16 protein-coding genes are annotated in these 21,921 nt (G+C 72.4%); 11 read left to right on the plus strand and 5 right to left on the minus strand.

Annotated elements, in window-relative coordinates:
- Positions 1-11 precede the first annotated feature (11 nt).
- The 3 genes from egtB to egtD are packed head-to-tail and all read left to right on the plus strand — an operon-like array spanning position 12 to position 3,108.
- Positions 12-1,370, plus strand: coding sequence for an ergothioneine biosynthesis protein EgtB (gene egtB / locus G443_RS01070; protein ID WP_051313937.1), 1,359 nt, complete (start codon positions 12-14; stop codon positions 1,368-1,370).
- A gap of 2 nt (positions 1,371-1,372) precedes the next feature.
- Complete coding sequence (gene egtC, locus G443_RS01075; RefSeq protein WP_026418762.1) at positions 1,373-2,140, plus strand: ergothioneine biosynthesis protein EgtC; 768 nt, start codon at positions 1,373-1,375, stop codon at positions 2,138-2,140.
- Positions 2,137-3,108, plus strand: coding sequence for an L-histidine N(alpha)-methyltransferase (gene egtD, locus G443_RS01080; RefSeq protein WP_026418763.1), 972 nt, complete (start codon positions 2,137-2,139; stop codon positions 3,106-3,108). The genes egtC and egtD overlap by 4 nt, the downstream gene beginning before the upstream one ends.
- 90 nt (positions 3,109-3,198) lie before the next feature.
- On the opposite strand, the gene G443_RS01085 is transcribed toward egtD, so the two are convergent.
- Together G443_RS01085 and G443_RS01090 are read right to left on the minus strand one after the other, a co-directional pair.
- Positions 3,199-3,906, minus strand: coding sequence for an HNH endonuclease family protein (locus G443_RS01085; RefSeq protein WP_026418764.1), 708 nt, complete (start codon positions 3,904-3,906; stop codon positions 3,199-3,201).
- A 332-nt stretch (positions 3,907-4,238) separates the two neighbouring features.
- Positions 4,239-4,958 (minus strand): sulfite exporter TauE/SafE family protein, encoded by a 720-nt coding sequence (locus G443_RS01090; protein WP_026418766.1) that lies wholly within the window; start codon positions 4,956-4,958, stop codon positions 4,239-4,241.
- 585 nt (positions 4,959-5,543) lie between these two features.
- On the opposite strand from G443_RS01090, the gene dacB reads away from it, so the two are divergent.
- Entirely contained in the window at positions 5,544-7,142 is a 1,599-nt protein-coding gene (dacB, locus tag G443_RS01095) for a D-alanyl-D-alanine carboxypeptidase/D-alanyl-D-alanine endopeptidase (protein WP_026418767.1), read from the plus strand.
- A gap of 133 nt (positions 7,143-7,275) precedes the next feature.
- Here the strand turns inward: dacB and G443_RS01100 are convergent, their stop codons facing one another.
- The 3 genes from G443_RS01100 to G443_RS01110 form a co-directional block, all read right to left on the minus strand.
- Positions 7,276-10,077, minus strand: coding sequence for an aconitate hydratase (locus G443_RS01100; RefSeq protein WP_026418768.1), 2,802 nt, complete (start codon positions 10,075-10,077; stop codon positions 7,276-7,278).
- Between the two features lie 194 nt (positions 10,078-10,271).
- Complete coding sequence (locus G443_RS01105; protein WP_035292037.1) at positions 10,272-11,717, minus strand: hypothetical protein; 1,446 nt, start codon at positions 11,715-11,717, stop codon at positions 10,272-10,274.
- A gap of 1 nt (position 11,718) precedes the next feature.
- Positions 11,719-12,144, minus strand: a complete 426-nt coding sequence (locus tag G443_RS01110; RefSeq protein ID WP_155886124.1) for a hypothetical protein — start codon at positions 12,142-12,144, stop codon at positions 11,719-11,721.
- A 211-nt stretch (positions 12,145-12,355) separates the two neighbouring features.
- Between G443_RS01110 and G443_RS25270 the strand changes: the two genes are divergently transcribed.
- From G443_RS25270 to G443_RS01145, 7 genes are all read left to right on the plus strand, one after another.
- Positions 12,356-13,756 carry an NlpC/P60 family protein gene (locus G443_RS25270; RefSeq protein WP_211237526.1) on the plus strand — a complete coding sequence of 467 codons (1,401 nt, stop codon included), beginning with the start codon at positions 12,356-12,358 and terminating at the stop codon, positions 13,754-13,756.
- A 744-nt stretch (positions 13,757-14,500) separates the two neighbouring features.
- Positions 14,501-14,911 carry a VOC family protein gene (locus tag G443_RS01120; protein ID WP_026418771.1) on the plus strand — a complete coding sequence of 137 codons (411 nt, stop codon included), beginning with the start codon at positions 14,501-14,503 and terminating at the stop codon, positions 14,909-14,911.
- A gap of 352 nt (positions 14,912-15,263) precedes the next feature.
- The gene (locus G443_RS01125; RefSeq protein WP_026418772.1) at positions 15,264-17,654 is read left to right on the plus strand and encodes an ATP-binding cassette domain-containing protein; all 2,391 of its coding nucleotides are present in this window, start codon (positions 15,264-15,266) and stop codon (positions 17,652-17,654) included.
- Between the two features lie 79 nt (positions 17,655-17,733).
- Complete coding sequence (locus G443_RS01130) at positions 17,734-18,087, plus strand: hypothetical protein (RefSeq protein ID WP_026418773.1); 354 nt, start codon at positions 17,734-17,736, stop codon at positions 18,085-18,087.
- A gap of 433 nt (positions 18,088-18,520) precedes the next feature.
- Positions 18,521-19,114: a molybdenum cofactor guanylyltransferase gene (mobA, locus tag G443_RS01135; protein ID WP_030226842.1), complete on the plus strand. Its 594-nt coding sequence runs from the start codon at positions 18,521-18,523 to the stop codon at positions 19,112-19,114.
- A gap of 854 nt (positions 19,115-19,968) precedes the next feature.
- Positions 19,969-20,964, plus strand: coding sequence for an AAA family ATPase (locus G443_RS01140; RefSeq protein WP_245588797.1), 996 nt, complete (start codon positions 19,969-19,971; stop codon positions 20,962-20,964).
- Positions 20,961-21,914 carry a DUF58 domain-containing protein gene (locus G443_RS01145; RefSeq protein ID WP_026418775.1) on the plus strand — a complete coding sequence of 318 codons (954 nt, stop codon included), beginning with the start codon at positions 20,961-20,963 and terminating at the stop codon, positions 21,912-21,914. The genes G443_RS01140 and G443_RS01145 overlap by 4 nt, the downstream gene beginning before the upstream one ends.
- Positions 21,915-21,921: the final 7 nt, after the last annotated feature.

The following is a 21,921-nucleotide window of genomic DNA, read 5'->3' on the forward strand; positions in this document are numbered from 1 at the left end:
GGTGACGACCCATGTCCTTCTCCCCACCCGGCACCAGCGTGGGACCTGACCGCCGAGACGAGGACGCCCTGCGCGACCGGGTCGCGCGGGAGCTCGATCGGGCACGCCGGCGCACCCGTCACCTGACCGAGGCCGTTGACGACGGCGACCTCCGTCGGCAGCACTCGCCCCTGATGTCCCCCCTGGTGTGGGACCTCGCCCACGTGGGCAGCCAGGAGGAGCTGTGGCTGGTCCGCGACGTCGGGGGTCGCGTCCCGCTCCGACCCGACATCGACGACCTCTACGACGCGTTCCGCCACGCGAGGGCGGACCGACCGGCCCTGCCGCTCCTCTCCCCGGTGGAGGCCAGGGGCTACGTGGCTTCGGTGCGGGCCAAGGTGTTGGACGTCCTGGCCGGCGTTCCGCTGCGGGGGCGTCGCCTGGTCGCCGACGGCTTCGCGTTCGGCATGATCGTGCAGCACGAGCAGCAGCACGACGAGACGATGCTGGCCACCCACCAACTCCGGAGCGGCGAGCCGGTGCTGACCGCACCGCCGGTGCCCGGTCCCTCCGTGCCGCCTGGTCCGGACGAGGTGCTGGTCCCGGCGGGGACGTTCACGATGGGCACGTCGGTGGAGCCGTGGGCGCTGGACAACGAACGGCCGGGGCACCCGGTGCGCGTGCCCGCCTTCCACCTGGACACGAAGGCCGTCACCAACGCCCGTTTCGTCGAGTTCATCGAGGACGGCGGCTACGAGCGGCCCGAGTTGTGGAGCGAGGAGGGGTGGGCGGCGTGCCTCGCGTCCGCACTGCGCGCGCCCCTGTTCTGGCGGCGGGACGGCGACGGGCGGTGGTGGCGGCGGGTGTTCGGCCGTTGGGAACCGGTGTCCCCCGAGGAGCCGGTGGTGCACGTGTCGTTCCACGAGGCCGAGGCGTTCGCGACCTGGTGCGGCAGGAGGTTGCCCACCGAGGCCGAATGGGAGAGGGCCGCGCGGTTCGACCCGAGGAGCGGGGAGACCCGCCGCTACCCCTGGGGCGACGAGGCACCCACCGACCGGCACGCCAACCTCGGCCAACGGCACCTGCGCCCGGCCCCCGCCGGGGCGTTCCCGGCCGGGACGTCGCCACTGGGCGTCCACCAACTGCTCGGCGACGTGTGGGAGTGGACCAGCACCCCGTTCCGGGGTTACCCGGGGTTCGCGGCCTTCCCGTACCGCGAGTACTCCGAGGTGTTCTTCGGCGAGGAGTACCGCGTGCTGCGGGGCGGCAGCTTCGGCACCGACCACGCCGTCGCCAGGGCCACCTTCCGCAACTGGGACTACCCGGGGCGGCGGCAGATCTTCGCCGGGTTCCGCTGCGCGCGGGACGCCAGCCCCGAGGAGGTGGACTGACCGTGTGCCGACACCTGGCCTACCTGGGGCCGGCCATCCCGCTGCACGACGTGGTGGTCGCGGCGAAGCACTCCCTGTACCGGCAGTCGTGGGCGCCCCGCGACATGCGCGGTGGCGGCACCGTCAACGCCGACGGTTTCGGTGTCGGCTGGTACCCGAGCGTGCCGGGGCCGCCCGTCCGGTACCGGCGCGCCGGGGCGATCTGGGCCGACCCCGGGTTCGCCGAGCTGGCCGGCGGGCTGTCCGCCGGGGCGGTGCTCGCGGCGATCCGCTCGGCGACCACCGGGATGGCACCGGGAGAGGCGGCGTGCGCCCCCTTCCGCATCGACCGGTGGCTGTTCAGCCTGAACGGCCGCATCGCCGGCTGGCCGGACTCGGTCAACGCCCTCGCCGCCACCCTTCCCCCGGCCACGCTGGCCGCCCTGCCCGCCGCCACCGACACGGCCCTGCTGTGCGCGTTGCTGGCGCGACGGCTCCACGCGGGCGAACGACCACCGGAGGCCGTCGCCGACCTCGTGACCACCGTCCTCGACCTCGCCCCCGAATCCCGGCTCAACCTGCTCCTCATCGACGGCACCAGCGTCGTCGCCACCACCTGGACCCATTCGTTGTGGGTCAGGCACGACCTCGGCCACCAGCTGACGATCGCCTCCGAACCGACCTGTGAGGAGCCCACCTGGCAGCAGGTCCCGGACGGCTCGCTCATCCAGGGCAACCTGCACCACCTGCGGGTCGAACCGTTGGCACCGGCAGGGGCGGTGATCTCGTGAGGAGCCCCGTCTTCGACGTCCGCCTCGACGAGCGGGCGGCAGCCGAGGCGTTGCGCGCCGACGTGCGGGTGGGGCTCACCGACGTCCCCCGGTGGATCTCACCGACGTGGTTGTACGACAGCCGGGGCAGCGAGCTGTTCGACGAGATCACCCAGTTGCCGGAGTACTACCCGACCAGGGCCGAGCGCGCGGTCCTGCGGCGGGCGGCACCCGAGATCGCGGTGTCGGCCAGGGCGAACACCCTCGTGGAGCTGGGATCGGGTTCCGCGGACAAGACCCGCCTCCTGTTGGACGCGATGACCGCCCTCGGCGACCTGCGCAGGTACGTGCCCGTCGACATCTCGATGTCGGCACTCCGCCAGTCCAGCACCGAGATCGCCGCCGACTACCCGGAGCTGGACGTGCACGGGGTGCTCGGCGACTTCACCCGCGAACTCGGCCCGCTGCCGGCCGAGGGGTCCCGCCTCGTGGCGTTCCTCGGGGGGACGGTGGGCAACCTCGACCCGGACCAGCGCCGGCTCTTCTACCGCACGGTGCGGTCCCACCTACGGACCGGCGAGTGGCTGCTGGTCGGCGCGGACCTGGTGAAGGACCCGGCGACGCTGCTGCGGGCCTACGACGACCCGGCGGGAGTCACGGCCGAGTTCGACCGCAACGTGCTCCGCGTCCTCAACCGGGAACTCGACGGCGACTTCGACGTCGACGCCTTCGAGCACGTGGCCCGGTGGGACCCCCAGGAGGAGTGGATCGAGATGCGGCTGCGCGCCCGACGTCCGCTCCGCGTCCGGTTGGGCGCCCTGGACCTGACCCTCGACCTGGCCGGGGGAGAGGAGATCCGGACGGAGATCTCGGCGAAGTTCCGACCGGAGCGGGTGCGGTCCGAGCTGGCGGACGTCGGGTTCGCGGTGAACGCCGAGTGGACGGATCCGGAGCACGGTTTCACGGTGTTCCTGGCCGCCGCGACCTGAGCGGCGCTGGGCGCGGTTCCGGTCGCACGTCGTCGACGCCGTGCCGGCGACACGCGCGGTCCGGGGCGGGGAACGTCGCGGACCGTTCGGTCAGCAGTGGTCCAGCATCTCCAGCAGCGCCGCTCGTTCCGGCTCGGTCACGGTCAGCTCCCAGTGGTGCTTGACCGCGATCCAGTCCTGGGCGTAGGTGCACCAGTACCCGGTGGCCGGCGGCTTCCACTGGTCCGGGGTCTGGTCGCCCTTCGCCCGGTTCGAGGAGGCCGACACGGCGATCAGCTGCGGGGTGTCGAGGTCGTTGGCGAACCGCTCGCGCCGCTCGTCGTCCCACTCGTCCGCGCCGCTGCGCCACCCGGCGGCGAGTGGTACCACGTGGTCGATGTCCAGGTCCGAGGCGTCGTCGAACTCCTCGTCGTCGTACACGCTGTGCCAGGTGCCGGACTGCGAGCGGCACTCCTCGTCGGTGACGACGTCGACCCCGTCGCGGACCAGCACGGTCTCCCTGGTGTTGCAGTTGTCGCCCTGGCTGATCCAGTGCCGGAAGCGGTCCCGCGAGTACCCGCGCATCGGGCGTTCGGCGGCGATCTCCAGCTCGTCGAGCAGGGCGGCCGCGCCGTCGGCGTCTCCCGGGGTGGGAGCACCCTGGCCCGACCCGATCTCCTGTTCCTGGTCGTCGAGGAACGGCAGGTGGTCGCGGGCGACGTACCCCACCACCACGAGGGCCACCGCCACCAGGGTGATGAGCACGGACCGCACCGTGGTGTTCTGCTGCTTGCCGCCGGAACGGGACTGTCCTGTCATCCTCGCCTCACCCAGAGCGGGCCGTGGTGCCGAGCCCGAATGTGCACTGCCTGCCGGAGATCAGCCTATCGGGGGCTCAGGGGACCGATCACTTGCCTGATGAGGTGATTTCTGGTGACGGGCGAGCGGCCGGGCGCGGTCACCGGTCCCGCCGGCACCGGAGGGCGCGTTCCCGTGTTCCGGCGGTGGCACCGGGAACCGACGTCCGGTGTGGAGGCCGGTGCGGGGGCGGTGCCGGACCGCCGACGTCGGCCTCCGGCCGACCGGGGCGGCCAGCGCTCACCACGGCCCGATCGGTGGGCGTGCCCCTGACCAGGACGGGCCCCTGGCGGTCACCAGAACAGGCTGCGGGCGATCAACAGCACGGCGCTGAAGGCGGTGACACCCAGGAGAGCGCGGCGGAGGAGACCGGCGTCGACCACCCGCCGCAGCGGACCCGACAGGGCGAAGCCCGCCAGGAGGAAGGGCAGCAACGCGGCGGCGGCGACCAACTCCGTCGTGCCGACCTGACCGCCGACGGCGAGTGCCAGGACGGACAAGGTCGAGCCGAGGCAGAAGTACGCGCCCATCGTGGCGCGCACCTTCGGCCCTTTCTCCCGTTGGTACAGCAAGGCCACCGGAGGACCCCCGATCGAGGAGGCGGTACCGAAGACGCCACCTGCGGTGCCGGCCACCAGCAGCGCCCCACGAGTCGGGCTGGGACGCCAGGAGAGGACGGAGAGGACGACGCACACCAGCACTGACACGCCCACCACCACGGAGAACTCGCGCTGCGGCAACCAGACGACCGCCCAGACCCCGACAGCCGTGCCCGCCGCCCGACCGATCATCGCCCAACCCACGCCGCCCCAGTCGGTGGAGCGGTGTTCGCGGACGAGGGTCATGGCGGCGTGCAGCGTCCCCACCACGAGGAGGGGGACCGGTACCAACTCGGGAGCGATCATGATCAGGAACGGCGCGGCCAACAGGTTCATGCCGAGACCGACCGCTCCCTGGATGGTCGCCCCGACCATGACGATCACACCTGCCACGAACAGGGCGGCCAGCGACATCGTTCCTCCCGAACTCAGGTGAAGCCCCTTCCCGGCAGCCAGGTGTGGCGTGCCCACGCCACACGATGTTCCGGCTCGTGGAAGGGTGCTTCCGTCACATGACCGCCTGCGGGCCGGCGCAACCCTAACGTGTGGTGCCCGGTGGGAACAGCCCGTTGAGGCGGACCGGGGGCGGACTCGGGACCGCGCCCACCCGCCGCGCGGTACCACCTCCTCCGCCGGCTGACCCGAGCACCGGGTGACGACACTGGCAGCCCCGGCCAGGACCGGGAGCGAACCCCTCGGTGACCAGCGCGGAGGTGGCCAGCTGGGGTGGTGGGCCCCGGCCTGTCCGCTGGGCGGGCACCGAGATCGGCGGGGACGACGGGCTCGCGGGCCGACCCCGACCCCGTGGTGGGTGTGGCGGAGGACACCGCGCCGTCCCGTCGCCCGATATCGCCAGCGAACACCGCCCACGGCCACCGGCGGGCGACGGGTCACCCTGGCGCGTCACGGAGCCGCCCACCTGGACGTTGACCTTGGTTCTTCCGGCTGGCTACGCTTTTTCGGCTCGTCGGGGGCTCACGCACACTCGTGGAGGCAGCGATGGCCAGACGACCGACCTCACTCCTGGCGCTCGGGATCAGCCTCGTGCTGCTCGCCGGGGCTGCCGTCACCGCGACCGCCTCGTCCGACCCCACCGGCCGCGCCGCCCTCACCGCCGACCTCGACCGCATCCTCGACGATCCCCGGCTCGCGGGAGCGCGGACCGCGGTGGTGGTGCGGTCCGCGGAGACCGGTGAGACCCTGTACGACCGGGGCGGCTCCGACCTGCTGCTCCCCGCCTCCAACGGCAAGCTGCTCACCGCGGCGGCCGCGCTGTCCGCGCTGGGCCCCGACCACCGGTTCACGACCAGCCTGCACGCCGCCTCCCCGCCCAGGGGAGGCGCCCTCCCTGGCGACCTCCACCTCCGGGGGACCGGCGACCCGACCATGTTGGCCGAGGACTACGCGGAACTCGCCGAACGGCTGGTCGAGGCAGGGGTGCGGGTCGTGCGCGGCGACCTGGTGGCCGACGACACCTGGTTCGACGAGGTCCCGTTGGGGGTTGGCTGGTCCTGGGACGACGAGCCGTACTACTACTCGGCGCAGATCTCCGCGCTCACCGTCGCGCCGGACACCGACTACGACTCCGGGACCGTCGTCGTGCGCGTCGTGCCGGGCGACCAGCCCGGCGACCCGACGACCGTGGAGGTGGTACCCCCGACCGACCACGTCCGGGTCGTCAACCAGTCCACCACCGCGATGGCGGAGGACGCGGCCGGCTTCGCGGTGGAACGGCGACGGGGCGGCAACGACATCGTCGTGCGGGGCTCGCTGGCGGCGGGTTCCGGCCCGGTGGAGCGGTACAGCACCGTCGACGACCCCACCGGGTACGCGGCGGACGTGCTCCGGAGCGCTCTCGACGAGGCGGGGATCAGGGTGAACGGCGGGATCCGCCGTGGCGCGACGCCGGAGGACGCCGTTCAGCTCGCGGTCCGCGAGTCGATGCCGCTGCGGGAACTGCTGGTGCCCTTCATGAAGCTGAGCAACAACGGCCACGCCGAGATCCTCGTGAAGACCCTGGGGGCCGAGCTCCGGGGTTCCGGGACCTGGGCGGCCGGCACCGAGGTCCTCTCCGAGGAGCTGGCCGAGCTGGGCCTGCCCGCTGGCGGCTACCGGATGGTCGACGGATCGGGCCTGTCCCGGATGGACATGGTGACCGCCGGCCAGCTCGCCGACCTCCTCGTCCAGGCGCGCGAGGAGCCCTGGTTCGAGGTGTTCCTGGCGTCGCTACCGGTGGCCGGCGATCCCGACCGCCTGGTCGGGGGCACGCTGCGGTCGCGGATGGCCGGCACGGAGGCGGAGGGCAACGTGCTGGCCAAGACCGGTTCCCTGACCGGCGTGACGGGGCTGTCGGGGTACGTCACCGCCACCGACGGCCAACCGTTGGTGTTCTCGATCCTGTCCAACAACTACCTCTCGCCCAGCCCGCGCGACGTCGAGGACGCCGTCGCGGTCCGGCTGGCGGAGTACCGGGGCGCGGAGGACCGGCCACTGCCCATGTCGCGTGCCACCGGCGCTCCGGTGTCGCCCTCGGACGACCCCGCGACCGGCGTCGACGAGTCCGTCCTCGAGTGCTCCTGGGTACCGGCTGGCTGCTGACACCCAGCGGGTGCGCCACGCACCAGCACCGGACCGCCGTCGGGGCCGTCGGCACGGGCCCGGCGATACGAGAACGGCGCGGTGACCGCCCGGGTTCGGGGGTCACCGCGCCGCCGCGCTCGGCACGCCTGGATCAGCCGCGCACCATCTTCCGCAGCACGTACTGCATGATGCCGCCGTTGCGGTAGTAGTCCGCCTCGCCCGGGGTGTCGATCCGGACCACGGCGTCGAACTCGACCCGCTGCCCGTCCTCCCCGGTGGCGGTCACCCGGACGGTCCTGGGGGTGGAACCGTCGTTCAGCTCCGTCACCCCGCTGATGTCGAAGGTCTCGACACCGGACAACCCGAGCGACTCCACGCTCTCGCCCTCCGGGAACTGGAGCGGGAGCACCCCCATCCCGATCAGGTTCGACCGGTGGATGCGCTCGAAGGACTCCGCGATGACCGCGCGGACGCCCAGCAGCGACGTGCCCTTGGCCGCCCAGTCGCGGGAGGACCCGGATCCGTACTCCTTGCCCGCCAGGATGACCAGCGGCACGCCCGCCTCGGCGTAGGCCACGGAGGCGTCGTAGATCGTGGTCTGCTCACCGCCGGCCAGGAAGTTCCTCGTGAAGCCGCCCTGGACGTCGTCGAGGAGCAGGTTCCGCAGCCGGATGTTGGCGAAGGTCCCCCGGATCATCACCTCGTGGTTGCCACGACGGGAACCGTAGGAGTTGAAGTCCTTGCGCTCGACACCGTGCTCCCGCAGGTAGCGACCGGCGGGGGAGTCGGCCTTGATGGCACCGGCCGGCGAGATGTGGTCGGTGGTGACCGAGTCGCCGAGCCGGGCCAGCACGCGGGCACCGGCGATGTCGGTGACGGCCTCGGGCTCCATGCCCATGCCCTCGAAGTACGGGGGGCGGCGGACGTAGGTGGAGTCGGCGTCCCACTCGAAGGTCTTGCCCTCGGGGGTGGGCAGCGAACGCCAGCGGTCGTCACCGGCGAACACGTCGGAGTAGCCCTCGCTGAAGCCCTCCGCCGAGATCGCCGAGCCGATGACCTCCTGGACCTCCTGCGGGGAGGGCCAGATGTCCGACAGGTACACCGACTCGCCGTTCTGGTCGGTGCCCAGCGGTTCGGTGCTCAGGTCGAGGTCCATCGAGCCGGCCAGCGCGTAGGCCACCACCAGCGGCGGGCTGGCCAGGTAGTTCATCTTGACGTCCGGGTTGATCCGGCCCTCGAAGTTGCGGTTGCCGGAGAGGACGGAGACCACGGCGAGGTCGGCGTCGTTCACCGCCGTCGAGATCTCCTCCTGGAGCGGCCCGGAGTTGCCGATGCAGGTGGTGCAGCCGTAACCGACCAGGTTGAAGCCGAGCTTCTCCAGGTAGGGCAGGAGCCCCGCCCGCTCGTAGTAGTCCATGACGACCTTGGAGCCGGGGGCGAGGGTCGTCTTCACCCACGGCTTGGAGGACAGGCCCCGCTCGACGGCCTTCCTGGCCAGCAGCGCCGCCCCGATCATCACCGAGGGGTTCGAGGTGTTGGTGCACGAGGTGATCGCGGCGATCGCCACCGCGCCGTGGTCGAGCTCGAAGGTGCCGGCCTCGGTGGTGACCCTGGTCGGACGGCTGGGACGCCCGGCGGCGCCGTTCGCCGCGGACAGCACGGTCCGGGGCTTGCCGCCCTCGTCATCCGCGTGGGCGTAGGTGGGCGAGTCGCTGGCTGGGAAGGACTCCTCCACGGCCTCGTCCACGACGGACTCACCGGGGCTGACGTACTCGCCGATGGTGTTGCGGAACGCCTGCTTGGCCGCGGCCAGCTCGATCCTGTCCTGGGGGCGCTTCGGGCCGGCGATGGAGGGCACGACGGTGCCCAGGTCCAGCTCCAGGGTCTCGGAGTACAGCGGCTCGGCGTCGGGGTCGTGCCAGAGCCCCTGCTCCTTGGCGTAGGCCTCGACGAGCGCGACCTGCTCGGCGGACCGACCGGTCAGCTTGAGGTAGTCGATGGTCTCCCCGTCGACGGGGAAGATGGCGCACGTCGACCCGAACTCGGGGCTCATGTTCCCGATGGTCGCGCGGTTCGCGAGCGGCACCGCGCCCACGCCCGACCCGTAGAACTCGACGAACTTGCCGACGACACCGTGTTCCCGCAGCATCTCGGTGATCGTCAGCACCAGGTCCGTCGCGGTCGTGCCCGAGGGCAGTTCGCCGTGCAGCTTGAACCCCACCACCCGGGGGATCAGCATCGAGACCGGCTGGCCGAGCATCGCGGCCTCGGCCTCGATCCCGCCGACGCCCCAGCCCAGCACGCCGATGCCGTTCACCATCGTCGTGTGGCTGTCGGTGCCCACCAGCGTGTCCGGGTAGGCCTGCCCGCCACGGGTCATCACGACCCGGGCCAGGTGCTCGATGTTCACCTGGTGCACGATGCCGGTTCCCGGCGGGACCACCTTGAACTCGTCGAACGCGCTCTGGCCCCAGCGCAGGAACTGGTAGCGCTCGCGGTTGCGCTGGTACTCCAGGTCCACGTTGCGCTCGAAGGCGTCCGGGCTGCCGAAGATGTCCGCGATCACCGAGTGGTCGATGACCAGCTCGGCCGGGGCCAGCGGGTTCACCTTGCTGGGGTCACCGCCGAGCTGGGCGACGGCCTCCCGCATGGTGGCCAGGTCCACCACGCAGGGGACGCCGGTGAAGTCCTGCATGATCACCCGGGCCGGGGTGAACTGGATCTCGGTCGACGGGTCGGCCTTGGGGTCCCAGTTCACCAGCGCCCGCACGTGGTCGGCCGTGATGTTCTGGCCGTCCTCGGTGCGGAGCAGGTTCTCCAACAGGATCTTCAGGCTGAACGGGAGTCGGTCGGCTCCGGGCAGCGCGCTCAGTCGGAACACCTCGTGGGAGGCGTCGCCGACGGTGAGCGTGCCGCGCGCGCCGAAGCTGTCCTGGCTCGCAGGTGCGGTCACGTCAAACACTCCATCTCGCGACGGTGCAAGGTCAGTTCGGGAGACGGGTCAAGTCTGGCCCAGCCGGTTCTGCCGTGCCGATCGACCTCGCCGCAGCACAAACAGTACGCTTGTCCTTTTTTGGTTTTCAAGGCGGGGTGCGGTTTCCGGGTCGAGGTACCACCACGTCACGGAGCGGTTCGCGGGCGACCGGATCAGCGCGGGGCCGTCGCCAGCAGCGCGTCGATGTCCTCGGGCTCCACGCTGCTCAACACGACCGCCATCAGGTCGATCCCGGTGCGGAACGGGCTGACGTACCACTCGCCGTCCACCTCGACCGTCACGATCCCCGCCCCCAGCACGTTCTCGGCGAGACGCTCGATGAACGGCAACGCCTCCTGCGGGAACGCGGGGTCCTGCGACAGGCTCATCCGGGCCTGTTCCACCGGGCACAGCCGTTCCGAGCCCTGCGGTCCGGTGGCCTGGAGGCAGTCGCCATCCCGCTGGATCGACACCTGCTCGCCGTTCACCTCCAGGGACACGTGGTCGAGGGAGACCCGCGTCCCACCCGTCACGTCGGTGGTCGACGTGTTCAGCTCCACCAGGCGCGCCCCCGTCGGCTCGGTCTGCCCCACCGCCTCCAGCAGGAGCGGGCCGAGGTCGTGGACCACGGCCATCTCGTCGGGCGGCAGCAGTTCCACCAACCGGCGAACATCCACGTCCAACGCCGCCGTCACCAGCTGCTCGACGGCCGCCTCGGGGGAGTCAGCCCCGACGGCCGGGACGGAGTCCCTCGGCCACCCCATGCCCGACTCCCGCAGCGCGAAGTCCGCCACGGTGTAGAACATGCTCGGGTACCACTCGCCGTCGACCTGGATGGTCGCGATCCGCAGCGGCTGGCCGGTCTCCGGCAGGCTGGCCAGGTCGATGGTCTCGCTTTCGGCCGTGGTGTCCGGGAGCTCGGGCATGACGTCCAGGACCTTGTCCGAGAAGGGCATGTCCTCGGGCGACGCGCTCTCCAGGGTGAGCGTCCCGGAGGACACCGAGTTGATGACGAGGTGCTCGTTCACCCGTTCCTCGGCCGCCTCGTCGAACGCCAGACCCTCGAGTGAGCCATTGAAGCTCAGCGCGGCGGGGTCGGCGGACTCGTCGAAGATCCCGATCCGGGTCAACTCCCCGGTCATGATCTCGAAGTAGTCGGCGCTCAGCCTGGCCTCCGCCGGTGCGAGCGACTCGAGGAGGCCGACGGCGTCCTCCTGCTCGACGGCCGTGAGCAGCCGACTCGCCGCGCTGGCCGGATCAGCCTCACCGGACGCCGCGGCGGAACCGTTGCCGAAGGCGAAGTAGCTGCCCACGGCCGCCGCGCCCACCGCGACCACACCGACCAGCGAACCGACGAGCAGGCCGGTGCGCCGGTTCTTCGCCGGCGGTGGCTGACCGGGGCCGCCGGGAAAACCACCGGGGCCGCCGGGCGGTAACTGCCCCGGGTAGGGCTGACCCTGCTGCGGGTACTGGTAACCCTGCGGCGGCTGCGGGTGGCCGCCACCGTGTGGCGGGGTTCCCGGGGGCGGCCCAGCCGGCCCAGGGGCGTACGGGGCATGCTGGTCCGGGCCGGGCTGCTCAGGCTGCCACGGGTTTCCGGGTCCCGGTGGGTAGGTCACGTCACTTCTCCTGTTGCCGATGGAACGTCGTCCGGTGGACGACGAGCGCGCCGAGGCTGCCGATGAGGACCACGACCGCCCCCAGTGCGGTCGTGACGGGGCCGAGGGCCATGACCGTGATCAGGCCGGCGCTGGTGATCCCTTGGACGCTCGCGATGACCCCCACGGTTCCCGCGAGGAGCGAGAAAACCACGCCGAGCGCCGCACCCGTCCTCGACCACCCCGCCAGGTGCAGCAGCAGGATCGCCGCCGCAAGGGGGACCAGCATCGGCCACCCGGGGAGCAGGTACTCCACCGGAGTGCCCTCCACCAGGCCGAACCGGCGCAGCACTCCCACGGTCTGGTGGCTGTCCCGGTACGTCGAGCCGGACCTCAACCACGGCAGGAACGTGCCCACCACCGCCACGACCAGTCCGGCACCACTCACCACCGAGGCGGTCCTCCCGGCCTTCGCACGCACGGACGCAGTCTCGCAGCTCACCCGGACGGGCGAAACGACTCCGGCGGCCGGAGCCGGAACCACCCCGAGATGAGCAGCGGTTCTCCTGCGCCCGGCGTGATGTACGTGACTGGTGGGACAGCTGCGACGAATGGCCACTCCTGATGCCCTGGTGCACAGTTGCTCACGCGATGGCGAGGTGTCCGGGGCGACCCACCGCGACGCGCACGACGGTGGTGAGTGCCCGGGCTGGTCGGCGGGGGTGAGCACGGTGCGGGCACGTGAACCGGTACGAGGACTGCTCGTCGGTGGCCTGGGCGCGCTGCTCACGGTCGGCCTCGCCGGATCGTCCCTGGCCGCACCGCCGCCCAACCCCTCGGACTCCGACATCGACGGCCAACGGGCGGAAGTCGACGCGAACGCGGCCAGAGTCGGGCGCCTCACCGGCCGGCTGGCCGAGGTCGAGGCGCGACTGGATGCCGTGCTCACCGAGGTGGCGCTGCGCCGCGAGGACGCGAGCCGAGCACAGGTGGACCTCGACAGGGCGCGGTGGCGCCACCAGGAGGCGGAGGACAGGGCCGCCGAGGCCGCCGAGGCCGCGCGTGACGTGGGAGACCGGCTGGCCGCGCTGCGGACCGCCATGGACTCCTTCGCCTCCGAGAGCTACCAGGGCGGCGGGGCCGTCAACTCCCTCGGCGCCTACCTCGGCGCCAGCAGCCCCAAGGACCTGCTGGACCGCGCGCAGTACCTGGACGCCGTCGGCGAGAGCCACCAGGCCGCGATGGAGGAGCTGCAGCACGTCAGCACCGACAAGGCCAACAAGGACGCCGCGGCCCGCGACACGCTGCGCGAGGCGCGGGCCAGCGCCGACGCCGCCCTCGAGGCGGAACGGGCCGCGGACACCGCCTACCGGGCCGCCCGTGAGGCCGAGGACGAACAACGGTCGCTCGCCGCCGAGATCGAACGAGAACGCGAGGAGGTCCAGGAGGAACTGGACGCGGCTCGCGACCGGGTCGACGGACTGGAACGGCAGCGGCGCCAGTACGAGCGGTGGCGTCAGGAGGAGGACGACCGGCTGGCCGCGCTCCAGGTCAACCCCCAGCAGGTCGACCCGGGCGCCCTCGCCCCTGGCGAAACCCACCCCGCGCCGAGCCTTCCCACTCCACCCGCCGACGCCGACGCCGCGATCGAGACGGTGGTGCGCCGCGCGCTGGCCCAGGTGGGAGTGCCCTACTCCTGGGGAGGGGGCAACGCGAACGGGCCCACGCTCGGGGTCCGCGACGGCGGGGTCGCCGACACCCACGGGGACTACCGGAAGGTCGGCTTCGACTGTTCGGGGCTCATGCTCTACGCCTACGCCGGTATCGGGATCGCCATCCCCAAGTACAGCGGCTACCAGTACGAGGCCGGCCGGCAGGTACCCCTCGCCGAGAAGCGACGCGGTGACCTCGTGTTCTGGGCGACCGGCGGCAGGATCTACCACGTCGCCCTGTACCTCGGCGACGGCCTGATCGTCGAGGCGCCCTACTCCGGCGGCCACGTCAGGGTCACCCCGATGCGCTACGGGGGCGTCGTGCCACACGCCGTTCGCCTCGTCTGAGCGGGCGCGCCCGCGCTGACGTCCTCGGCCCACGCGCGCCGTCGGCTACCCCGGACCACGGGCGGGAACCCGGGGTGCGCGGCCCGGGGAGGTGTCCCGCCGTGCCCGACGGCGTGGCGTTCGCCCTTGCCGACGTCCAGGCCGAGGAACACCCCGAAACCGCTGTTCATCCACCATGCCGTTCGTTCGTCGCGGGTGGTCGCCGGTCGAGCCTCGATCGCCGGGCACCCACGTGACGACGGGACCTACCATGCTGGTGGCCGTGTCCCTGTCCAGCGGTCCTTCGACGCCACCAGGTCCGGTGACACCACCCCCGGACGATGGGTTCGACCGGGGGCGTCAGTCATGCCGGGCCTGACGACCACGACTCCTTGATCAGGAGCTACGGAAAAGGTAACGGGGGAGCGGGGGCGGTCCCTCCGGCGAGGCGAGGAACGGCACCGAGCGGTACTGGTCCCGGCCCTTCGGCGGTGGGACGAGCGGTGATCCTCGGGCCGGACGTCCCCCTCCCAGCCCTCCGCGCCGAGGCCAGGAGGCACCAGGACCCAGGCCGGTGGGGAACCCTGCCACCGGCCGCGTCACCAACCCGGTGCCGCGTCGTCAGGCGCGAGCAGTGCCGGCCAGCCACCCGCACGGCACCGCCCACCGCTTCCCCGACCCCGGGCGCGGACGTCACCAGCAGCGGCACCGGTCCGGTCAGGAACCGAGAAGCGGGGGTGCCGAGCCGCATCTAGCCTGGCCGACATGGACGTCACCATCCACGCCAGCTTCCTCCCGCACACCGATCCCGACGCCTCCCTCGTCTTCTACCGTGACGTCCTCGGCTTCGAGGTCCGGAACGACGTCGGGTACGGGGGGATGCGGTGGATCACGGTCGGCCCCACCGGCCAGCCCGGCACGTCCATCGTCCTCCAACCCCCGGCCGCCGACCCCGGTGTCACGGACTCGGAGCGGCGCGCGATCACCGAGATGATGGCCAAGGGGACCTACGCCGGCATCCTCCTGGCCACCCAGGACCTGGACGGCACCTTCCACCGGCTGCGCGAGGCGGACGCCGACATCGTCCAGGACCCGGTGGAACAGCCGTACGGGATTCGGGATGGTGCCGTCCGCGATCCCTCGGGCAACCTGCTCCGCATCCAGGAACTGCGCTGATCCGCCCAGCGCCCGGGGCCGCCGCGCCACGTGGGACGACCGGGCCTCCTCGGGCGCCGACCGCCGCCGTCGCCGTTCCGGGCTCGGCCGCTGTCAGCAGGCCCGACCACCCGGCACCGGGGCGCCGGTCAGGTTTCGGGTGCGCGGGGCGCCGGCACGGGCGCTCCGACCCCGGGGCGCGGACCGGATGCCGGGGACTCCGCCCGGGGCGTCCCCGTTCCCCGTTCCCCGCGAACCGCACCGACCGCGAACGGCACGTGGCCGTCGTCCTCCGACGTCCCCGGCGCGGGCGGCGCCCGACCGCGAACGGCGGACCCCGACGACCGCACCCCACCAGGGGAGGGAGACCACGATGAGCAGGGCCGCGAGGACGGGTTCCCCCTCGTCCGCCGGACTGGCCGCCGACAGCCACGACGTGTTGCGCGTGCACGGTGCCCGGGAGAACAACCTCCGGGACATCAGCGTGGAGATCCCGAAACGCCGGCTGACGGTGTTCACCGGCGTCTCCGGATCGGGCAAGAGCTCGCTCGTGTTCGGCACGATCGCGGCGGAGTCCCAGCGGTTGATCAACGAGACCTACAGCGCCTTCGTCCAGGGGTTCATACCGGCCCTCGCGAGACCCGAGGTCGACGTCCTGGAAGGGTTGACGACGGCCATCATCGTCGACCAGCAACGGCTCGGGTCGGACCCGCGCTCCACCGTCGGCACCGTCACCGACGTCCACGCGATGCTGCGCGTCCTCTTCAGCCGGCTCGGCCAACCCCACGTCGGCTCGCCGAACGCCTTCTCCTTCAACGTGCCCTCGGTCCGCGCCCACGGCGCGATCACTGTCGAGCGCGGAGCGAGCCGGACCGTCAGGCAGACCTTCTCCCGCACCGGGGGCATGTGCCCGCGCTGCGAGGGCAGGGGAACGGTCTCGGACCTCGATCTCACCCAGCTCTTCGACGACTCCAAATCCCTCGCCGAGGGCGCGCTCACCATCCCGGGCTGGAAGTCGGACAGCCTGTGGACCGTCCGCGTCTACGCCGAGTCCGGCCTCCTCGACCCGAACAAGCCGATCCGGGAGTACACGCGCGGGGAGATGGACGCCTTCCTCCACCACGAACCGACCAAGGTCAGGGTCGAGGGTGTCAACCTGACCTACGAGGGACTCATCCCCAAAGTGCGCAAGTCCTTCCTCGCGAAGGACCGGGAGGCCATGCAGCCGCACATCCGGGCCTTCGTGGACCGGGCGGTCACCTTCGCCACCTGCCCCGACTGCGACGGCACCAGGCTGGCCGAGGCGGCCCGGTCGTCCAGGATCCAGGGGAGGAACATCGCCGACGTCTGCGCGCTCCAGATCAGCGACCTCGCCGAGTGGGTCCGCGGCCTCGACGAACCCTCCGTGGCGCCGCTGCTGGACGCGATGGGGCGCACCCTCGACTCGTTCGTGGAGATCGGCCTGGGCTACCTCTCCCTGGACAGGCCCTCGGGAACCCTGTCGGGTGGTGAGGCGCAACGGGTCAAGATGATCCGGCACCTCGGCTCCTCGCTCACCGACGTCACCTACGTCTTCGACGAACCCACCACCGGCCTGCACCCCCACGACATCCAACGCATGAACGACCTGCTGCGGCGACTCCGGGACAAGGGCAACACGGTGCTGGTCGTGGAGCACGAGCCGGAGACCATCGCGATCGCCGACCACGTGGTCGACCTCGGTCCCGGAGCCGGCGGCGCGGGCGGCACGGTCTGCTTCGAGGGCACGGTCGAGGGCCTCCGGTCCAGCGGCACCACGACGGGACGGCACCTGGACGACCGGGTCTCCGTCAAGGAGGTGGTGCGCACGCCCACCGGGAGGTTGGAGGTGCGGGGGGCCACCAGGCACAACCTCCGGGACGTCGACGTCGACATCCCACTCGGCGTGCTGGTCGTCGTCACCGGCGTCGCCGGTTCGGGGAAGAGCTCGCTGGTGCACGGGTCGCTCCCCGCCGACGTCCAGGCGGTGTCCATCGACCAGACCCCCATCAGGGGCTCCCGCCGGAGCAACCCGGCGACCTACACCGGCCTGCTCGACCCGGTACGCAAGGCCTTCGCGAAGGCCAACGGGGTGCGGCCGGGGCTGTTCAGCGCCAACTCCGAAGGGGCCTGCCCGAACTGCGGTGGCGCGGGTGTCGTCTACACCGACCTCGGGATGATGGCCGGTGTCGCCACCACCTGCGAGGAATGCGAGGGCAGGCGCTTCCAGGCCTCGGTGTTGGAGCACCGACTCGGAGGGCGCGACATCAGCGAGGTGCTCGGGATGTCGGTCTCCGAGGCGGAGGAGTTCCTCGGTGCCGGCGAAGCGCGGGTGCCGGCGGCGCACACCACCCTCGAACGCCTCGTGGACGTGGGCCTGGGGTACCTGCGGCTCGGACAGCCACTGACCACGCTGTCCGGTGGTGAACGCCAACGCCTCAAGCTCGCCACCCGCATGGCGGAGAAGGGCGGTGCCTACGTCCTCGACGAACCCACCGCCGGCCTGCACCTCGCCGACGTGGAACGACTCCTCGGCCTGCTCGACCGGCTCGTCGACTCCGGGAAGTCGGTCATCGTCGTGGAGCACCACCAGGCCGTGATGGCGCACGCCGACTGGATCATCGACCTCGGGCCGGGTGCCGGGCACGACGGCGGCCGGGTCGTGTTCGAAGGGACCCCCGCCAGCCTCGTCGCGGCGCGGTCCACGCTGACCGGCCGACACCTGGCGGCCTACGCGGGCGCCTGACCGGCAGAGGGCTCGACCGGTGTTCGCGTCGATCTGGGTAGGGTGGGGACGACCGCACAAGATGGATCGGGGTACGCGGATGCGTCGTGGAGGGGTTCGGATCAGGCGGGTCGTCGACCGGGTCAACACCTGTGCCGTCGCCCAGCGCGAGTCGCCCCGGTGGGGCCATTGGGTCCGCCGCTACCTGACCACCGTCACCTACACCGGCCGCCGTTCGGGCCGCAGCTTCACGATCCCGGTCGCCTACCGACGCCGAGGCGAGTACGTGCGCATCCCGGTCAAGCTGCCGGACGCCAAGAACTGGTGGCGCAACTTCACGGGCACCGGCGGGCCGCTGAGCCTGGAACTCGACGGTGCCCCGCGCGCCGGGCACGCCGTGGCGTGCCGGGACGAGCGCGGGCGGGTCACGGTCATCGTCCGGTTGCGCGACTGAGCGCACGGGTGGCGGGGAGCCGTCGCCGGAGTCCGACGTGGCCGGTGGCTGACGCCCCGCACCACGGCCACCCCTTTCCTCCCTCGCGCCTCCGCACCCGCGGCGCACCGCTGCCCCATCGGGCCATCGGCCGTTCGGCCCGGGTGCCGACACTGGCGGGGGCTGAGTTCCGACCCGGCGCCGGTGCCCGGCCCGTCGTGCACCCGCTCGCCGCGTCCCCGGTCCCGGCCCCACGGGAGGTGGCGCCCGGGCACCTCGCGGTCGACAACCGAGCAGGGGCGGGGGATCGTGAGGCGGCAAGCCCCGCCCGAGCAATCGGGAACACCTGCCAGGGACGCCTCCCCACCAGGGAGGCGAGGTGCCGGAGGGCCCGGACCCGACGGCGGAGTGCACCGGCCGACCGGGTGAGGACGGCCCGAACCAGGAGGGCACCGTGACGAGCGCAGCTCCCGTCCAGCACGCACTGGTCCTCGCCGGCGGGGGTTCCCGCCGGTTCGGGGGAGGCGACAAGACCACGCTGCGGGTGGGCGGGGCGACGTTGCTGGACCGCGTCCTGGGTGCCGTACCCACCGGCACCGACACGGTCGTGGTCGGACCGGAACGTCCCACCGGCGCGGTGGTCCGCTGGACCCGCGAACGGCCCCCGGGCGGCGGGCCGGTCGCCGGGATCGCCGCCGGCCTCCACCTGCTGCCTCCCGCCGACTCCCGCCCCGGGATCCCCCTCGTGGCCCTCCTCGCCGCGGACCACCCCTTCCTCACCCCGGGCACCCTGCACCGGTTGGCGGTGGCGCTGGTGGGGACCACCGGCAGCGGCGCCGTGCTCGTCGATGACGCGGGACGCAGGCAGTGGCTGGTGAGCCTGTGGCGGCTGGACGCCCTGCGCTCGGCGGTCCCCGAGGATCCCGCGCATGCCGCCCTGCGGTCCACCCTGGGCGCGCTGCCGGCCGTCGACGTGCCCTCGGTCGGTGCCGAGGCGTTCGACGTGGACGACAGGGAGGCGGCCGCGCGGGCCGACGAACTGGCCTGAGCGGCCACCCATCCGTTCTGGCGTGAGCGGCCAGCCGTCCGTCCTGGCGGGAACCGGTCCGGTCGACAGCCTCCACTCCGCCCGCACCGCCGCCCACCGGCCACCCGCCCCCCGGTGTCGCGGACGCACGGCGGGCCCCTGGCGGCCGCCCCTGACCGAGGCATCCACCCCCATGCGCCAGCCCGCCTGCCATCCTCACCGGTGCCGAGGCGCTGCCTGGTCACGGAGCCAGGACCGACCGCGCGGCGGGGTGGATCGGACCGTGCCCGTCGCCGAGTACGAGCTGCCCGGACCCGGCAGCGAGCCCCACGGGATCGCGGGTGGGGGCGGACGGGGCGCCGTGAGTGGCCCGTGGAGAGCGGATCGCCAGCTCGGGTCGGGTGCGCGGAGCCAGGCGGTGGCTGACGAGGAGGAGCGAAGGGGCGCGTCTCGCTGGCGGCCGGGGCGCGGCGCCGTGCCGTGGCCGGCGCGAGGACCCGCCCCCCGGCTCGCGCCGGGACCACGTCCGAGGGCGCCGTGACCAGTTGACCGCGGCCACACCCCTGTTCGGGTTAGCTGTCCGCACTCGCCGACGTGTCGAGTCCGCAGCGGTCCACGGGGGTTCGGCGATACGGTGGTGCCCGTCGTCCGGCGGTCCGCCGGGGTGGTCCGGTCGCCTCGGCGGGGGCGGGGGTCACCCCAGCCCGCGGATGCCGGACACCGAGGCACCACGAGACGTTTTGTCGCAGGAGGTAGGCAGAGTGACCGAGGGCGGGCAGGCCGGCACGGACCAGGGGGGCCAGGCGTCCGGTTACCAGACCGTGGACAGTCACCCGGCCAGCACTCCGGCACAGGACGCCGGGGTCCTCGAACGGATGGTGTTCGAGATCAAGCGGGTGATCGTTGGCCAGGATCGACTGGTCGAGCGGATACTGGTCGGGATGCTGGCCAGGGGCCACATCCTGCTCGAGGGTGTGCCCGGTGTCGCCAAGACGCTGGCAGTGGAGACCGTCGCCCGCGTCATCGGAGGTTCCTACTCCCGCCTCCAGTTCACCCCCGACCTCGTCCCCGCCGACATCCTCGGCACCCGGATCTACCGGCAGGGGAAGGAAGCCTTCGACGTCGAACTCGGTCCCGTCGTCGCGAACTTCGTACTGGCCGACGAGATCAACCGCGCCCCGGCGAAGGTGCAGTCGGCCCTGCTGGAGGTGATGGCCGAGCACCACGTCTCCCTCGGCGGTCGGACCTTCGACATGCCCCAGCCCTTCCTCGTGCTGGCGACGCAGAACCCGATCGAGAACGAGGGGGTCTACCCCCTGCCCGAGGCCCAACGGGACCGCTTCCTGTTCAAGGTGCAGGTCGAGTACCCCAGCCCGGAGGAGGAACGCGAGATCGTCTACCGGATGGGCGTCCGGACCCCGGAACCCCAGCAGGTCGTCGACCCGCGCGAACTCAGCAGGCTCCAGGACGTCGCGAGCCAGGTCTTCGTGCACCACTCGTTGGTCGACTACGTCGTGCGCCTGGTGGTGGCCACGCGCACCCCTGCCGAACACGGTCTCGCCGACGTCGCAGACTGGATCGCCTACGGCGCGTCCCCCCGAGCCACCCTGGGACTGGTCGCGGCCGCGCGCGCGCTGGCGTTGTTGCGGGGCCGGGACTACGTGCTCCCGCAGGACGTGGTGGACATCGCGCCCGACGTGCTCCGACACCGGTTGGTCCTCTCCTACGACGCTCTCGCCGACAACGTGCCCGTGGACCACGTGGTCTCCCGCGTGCTCCAGACCGTTCCGCTGCCGCAGGTCTCCGCCCGCCCGCAGCAGCCGAGCATGCCGGCACCCGTCGTGCACAACCCCGCCCACCCGCTGCCGTGACCGGAGTTCGGACCACGCCCGACCAGCCCCGACCCGCCTGGGCGCCTCCGACCACGCGGCCGGGGCGGCCCGAGGCGGCACTGCGGTCACTCGAACTCGTGGTTCGGAGGAGGCTGGACGGGCTGCTCCAGGGCAACCACCTCGGCCTGCTGCCCGGGCCGGGCAGCGAGCCCGGCGACGCCCGGGTCTACCAGGTGGGGGACGACGTCCGGCTGATGGACTGGGCGGTCACCGCGCGGACGACGGAACCCCACATCCGGGACACCGCCGCCGACCGGGAGCTGGAGACCTGGCTGGTGATGGACCTCTCGGCCAGCCTCGACTTCGGCACCGTGAACTGCGAGAAGCGGGACCTCGCGGTGGCCGCCGCCTCCGCCCTGGCCTACCTCACCAGGAACGGGGCCAACCGGGTCGGGGCGGTGATCTCCACCGGTGACCGGACGCGTCGGCTCCCCCCGGGGAGCGGGCTGCCACACCTCAGGTCCCTGATCAAGGAGATCGCCGACACCCCTCGGGCGGAGCAGGGTGTTCGGGGCGACCTCGGGGCGGCACTGGAACAACTTCGCAGGCCGAGGCGCAGGCGGGGCCTGGTGGTGGTGATCTCGGACTTCCTCGGCCCCCTGGACTGGGTCCGTCCCCTGCGGGCGCTGGGAGCCCGGCACCAGCTGCTGTCGGTCGAGGTGCTGGACCGCCGTGACCTCGAACTCCCCGACGTGGGAACGGTCGTCCTCGCCGACCCGGAGACGGGGCGGCAGCGTGAGGTGGAGACCACCCCGAGGCTCCGCCGGGACTTCGCCGCCGCCGCCTCGGCCCACCGGGCCGAGGTCGGACGGGAACTGCGGCGCGCCGGCGGCGCGCAGCTCACCCTCCGCACCGACTCCGACTGGATCGCCGACATCGTGCGGTTCGTCGTGACGCGCAAACGACAGTGGTCAGGGGGTACGCGCTGATGCCGAG

Origin of the sequence: Actinoalloteichus caeruleus DSM 43889, from assembly GCF_000429185.2 — a bacterium.
GTDB classification, from domain to species: Bacteria; Actinomycetota; Actinomycetes; order Mycobacteriales; family Pseudonocardiaceae; genus Actinoalloteichus_B; species Actinoalloteichus_B caeruleus.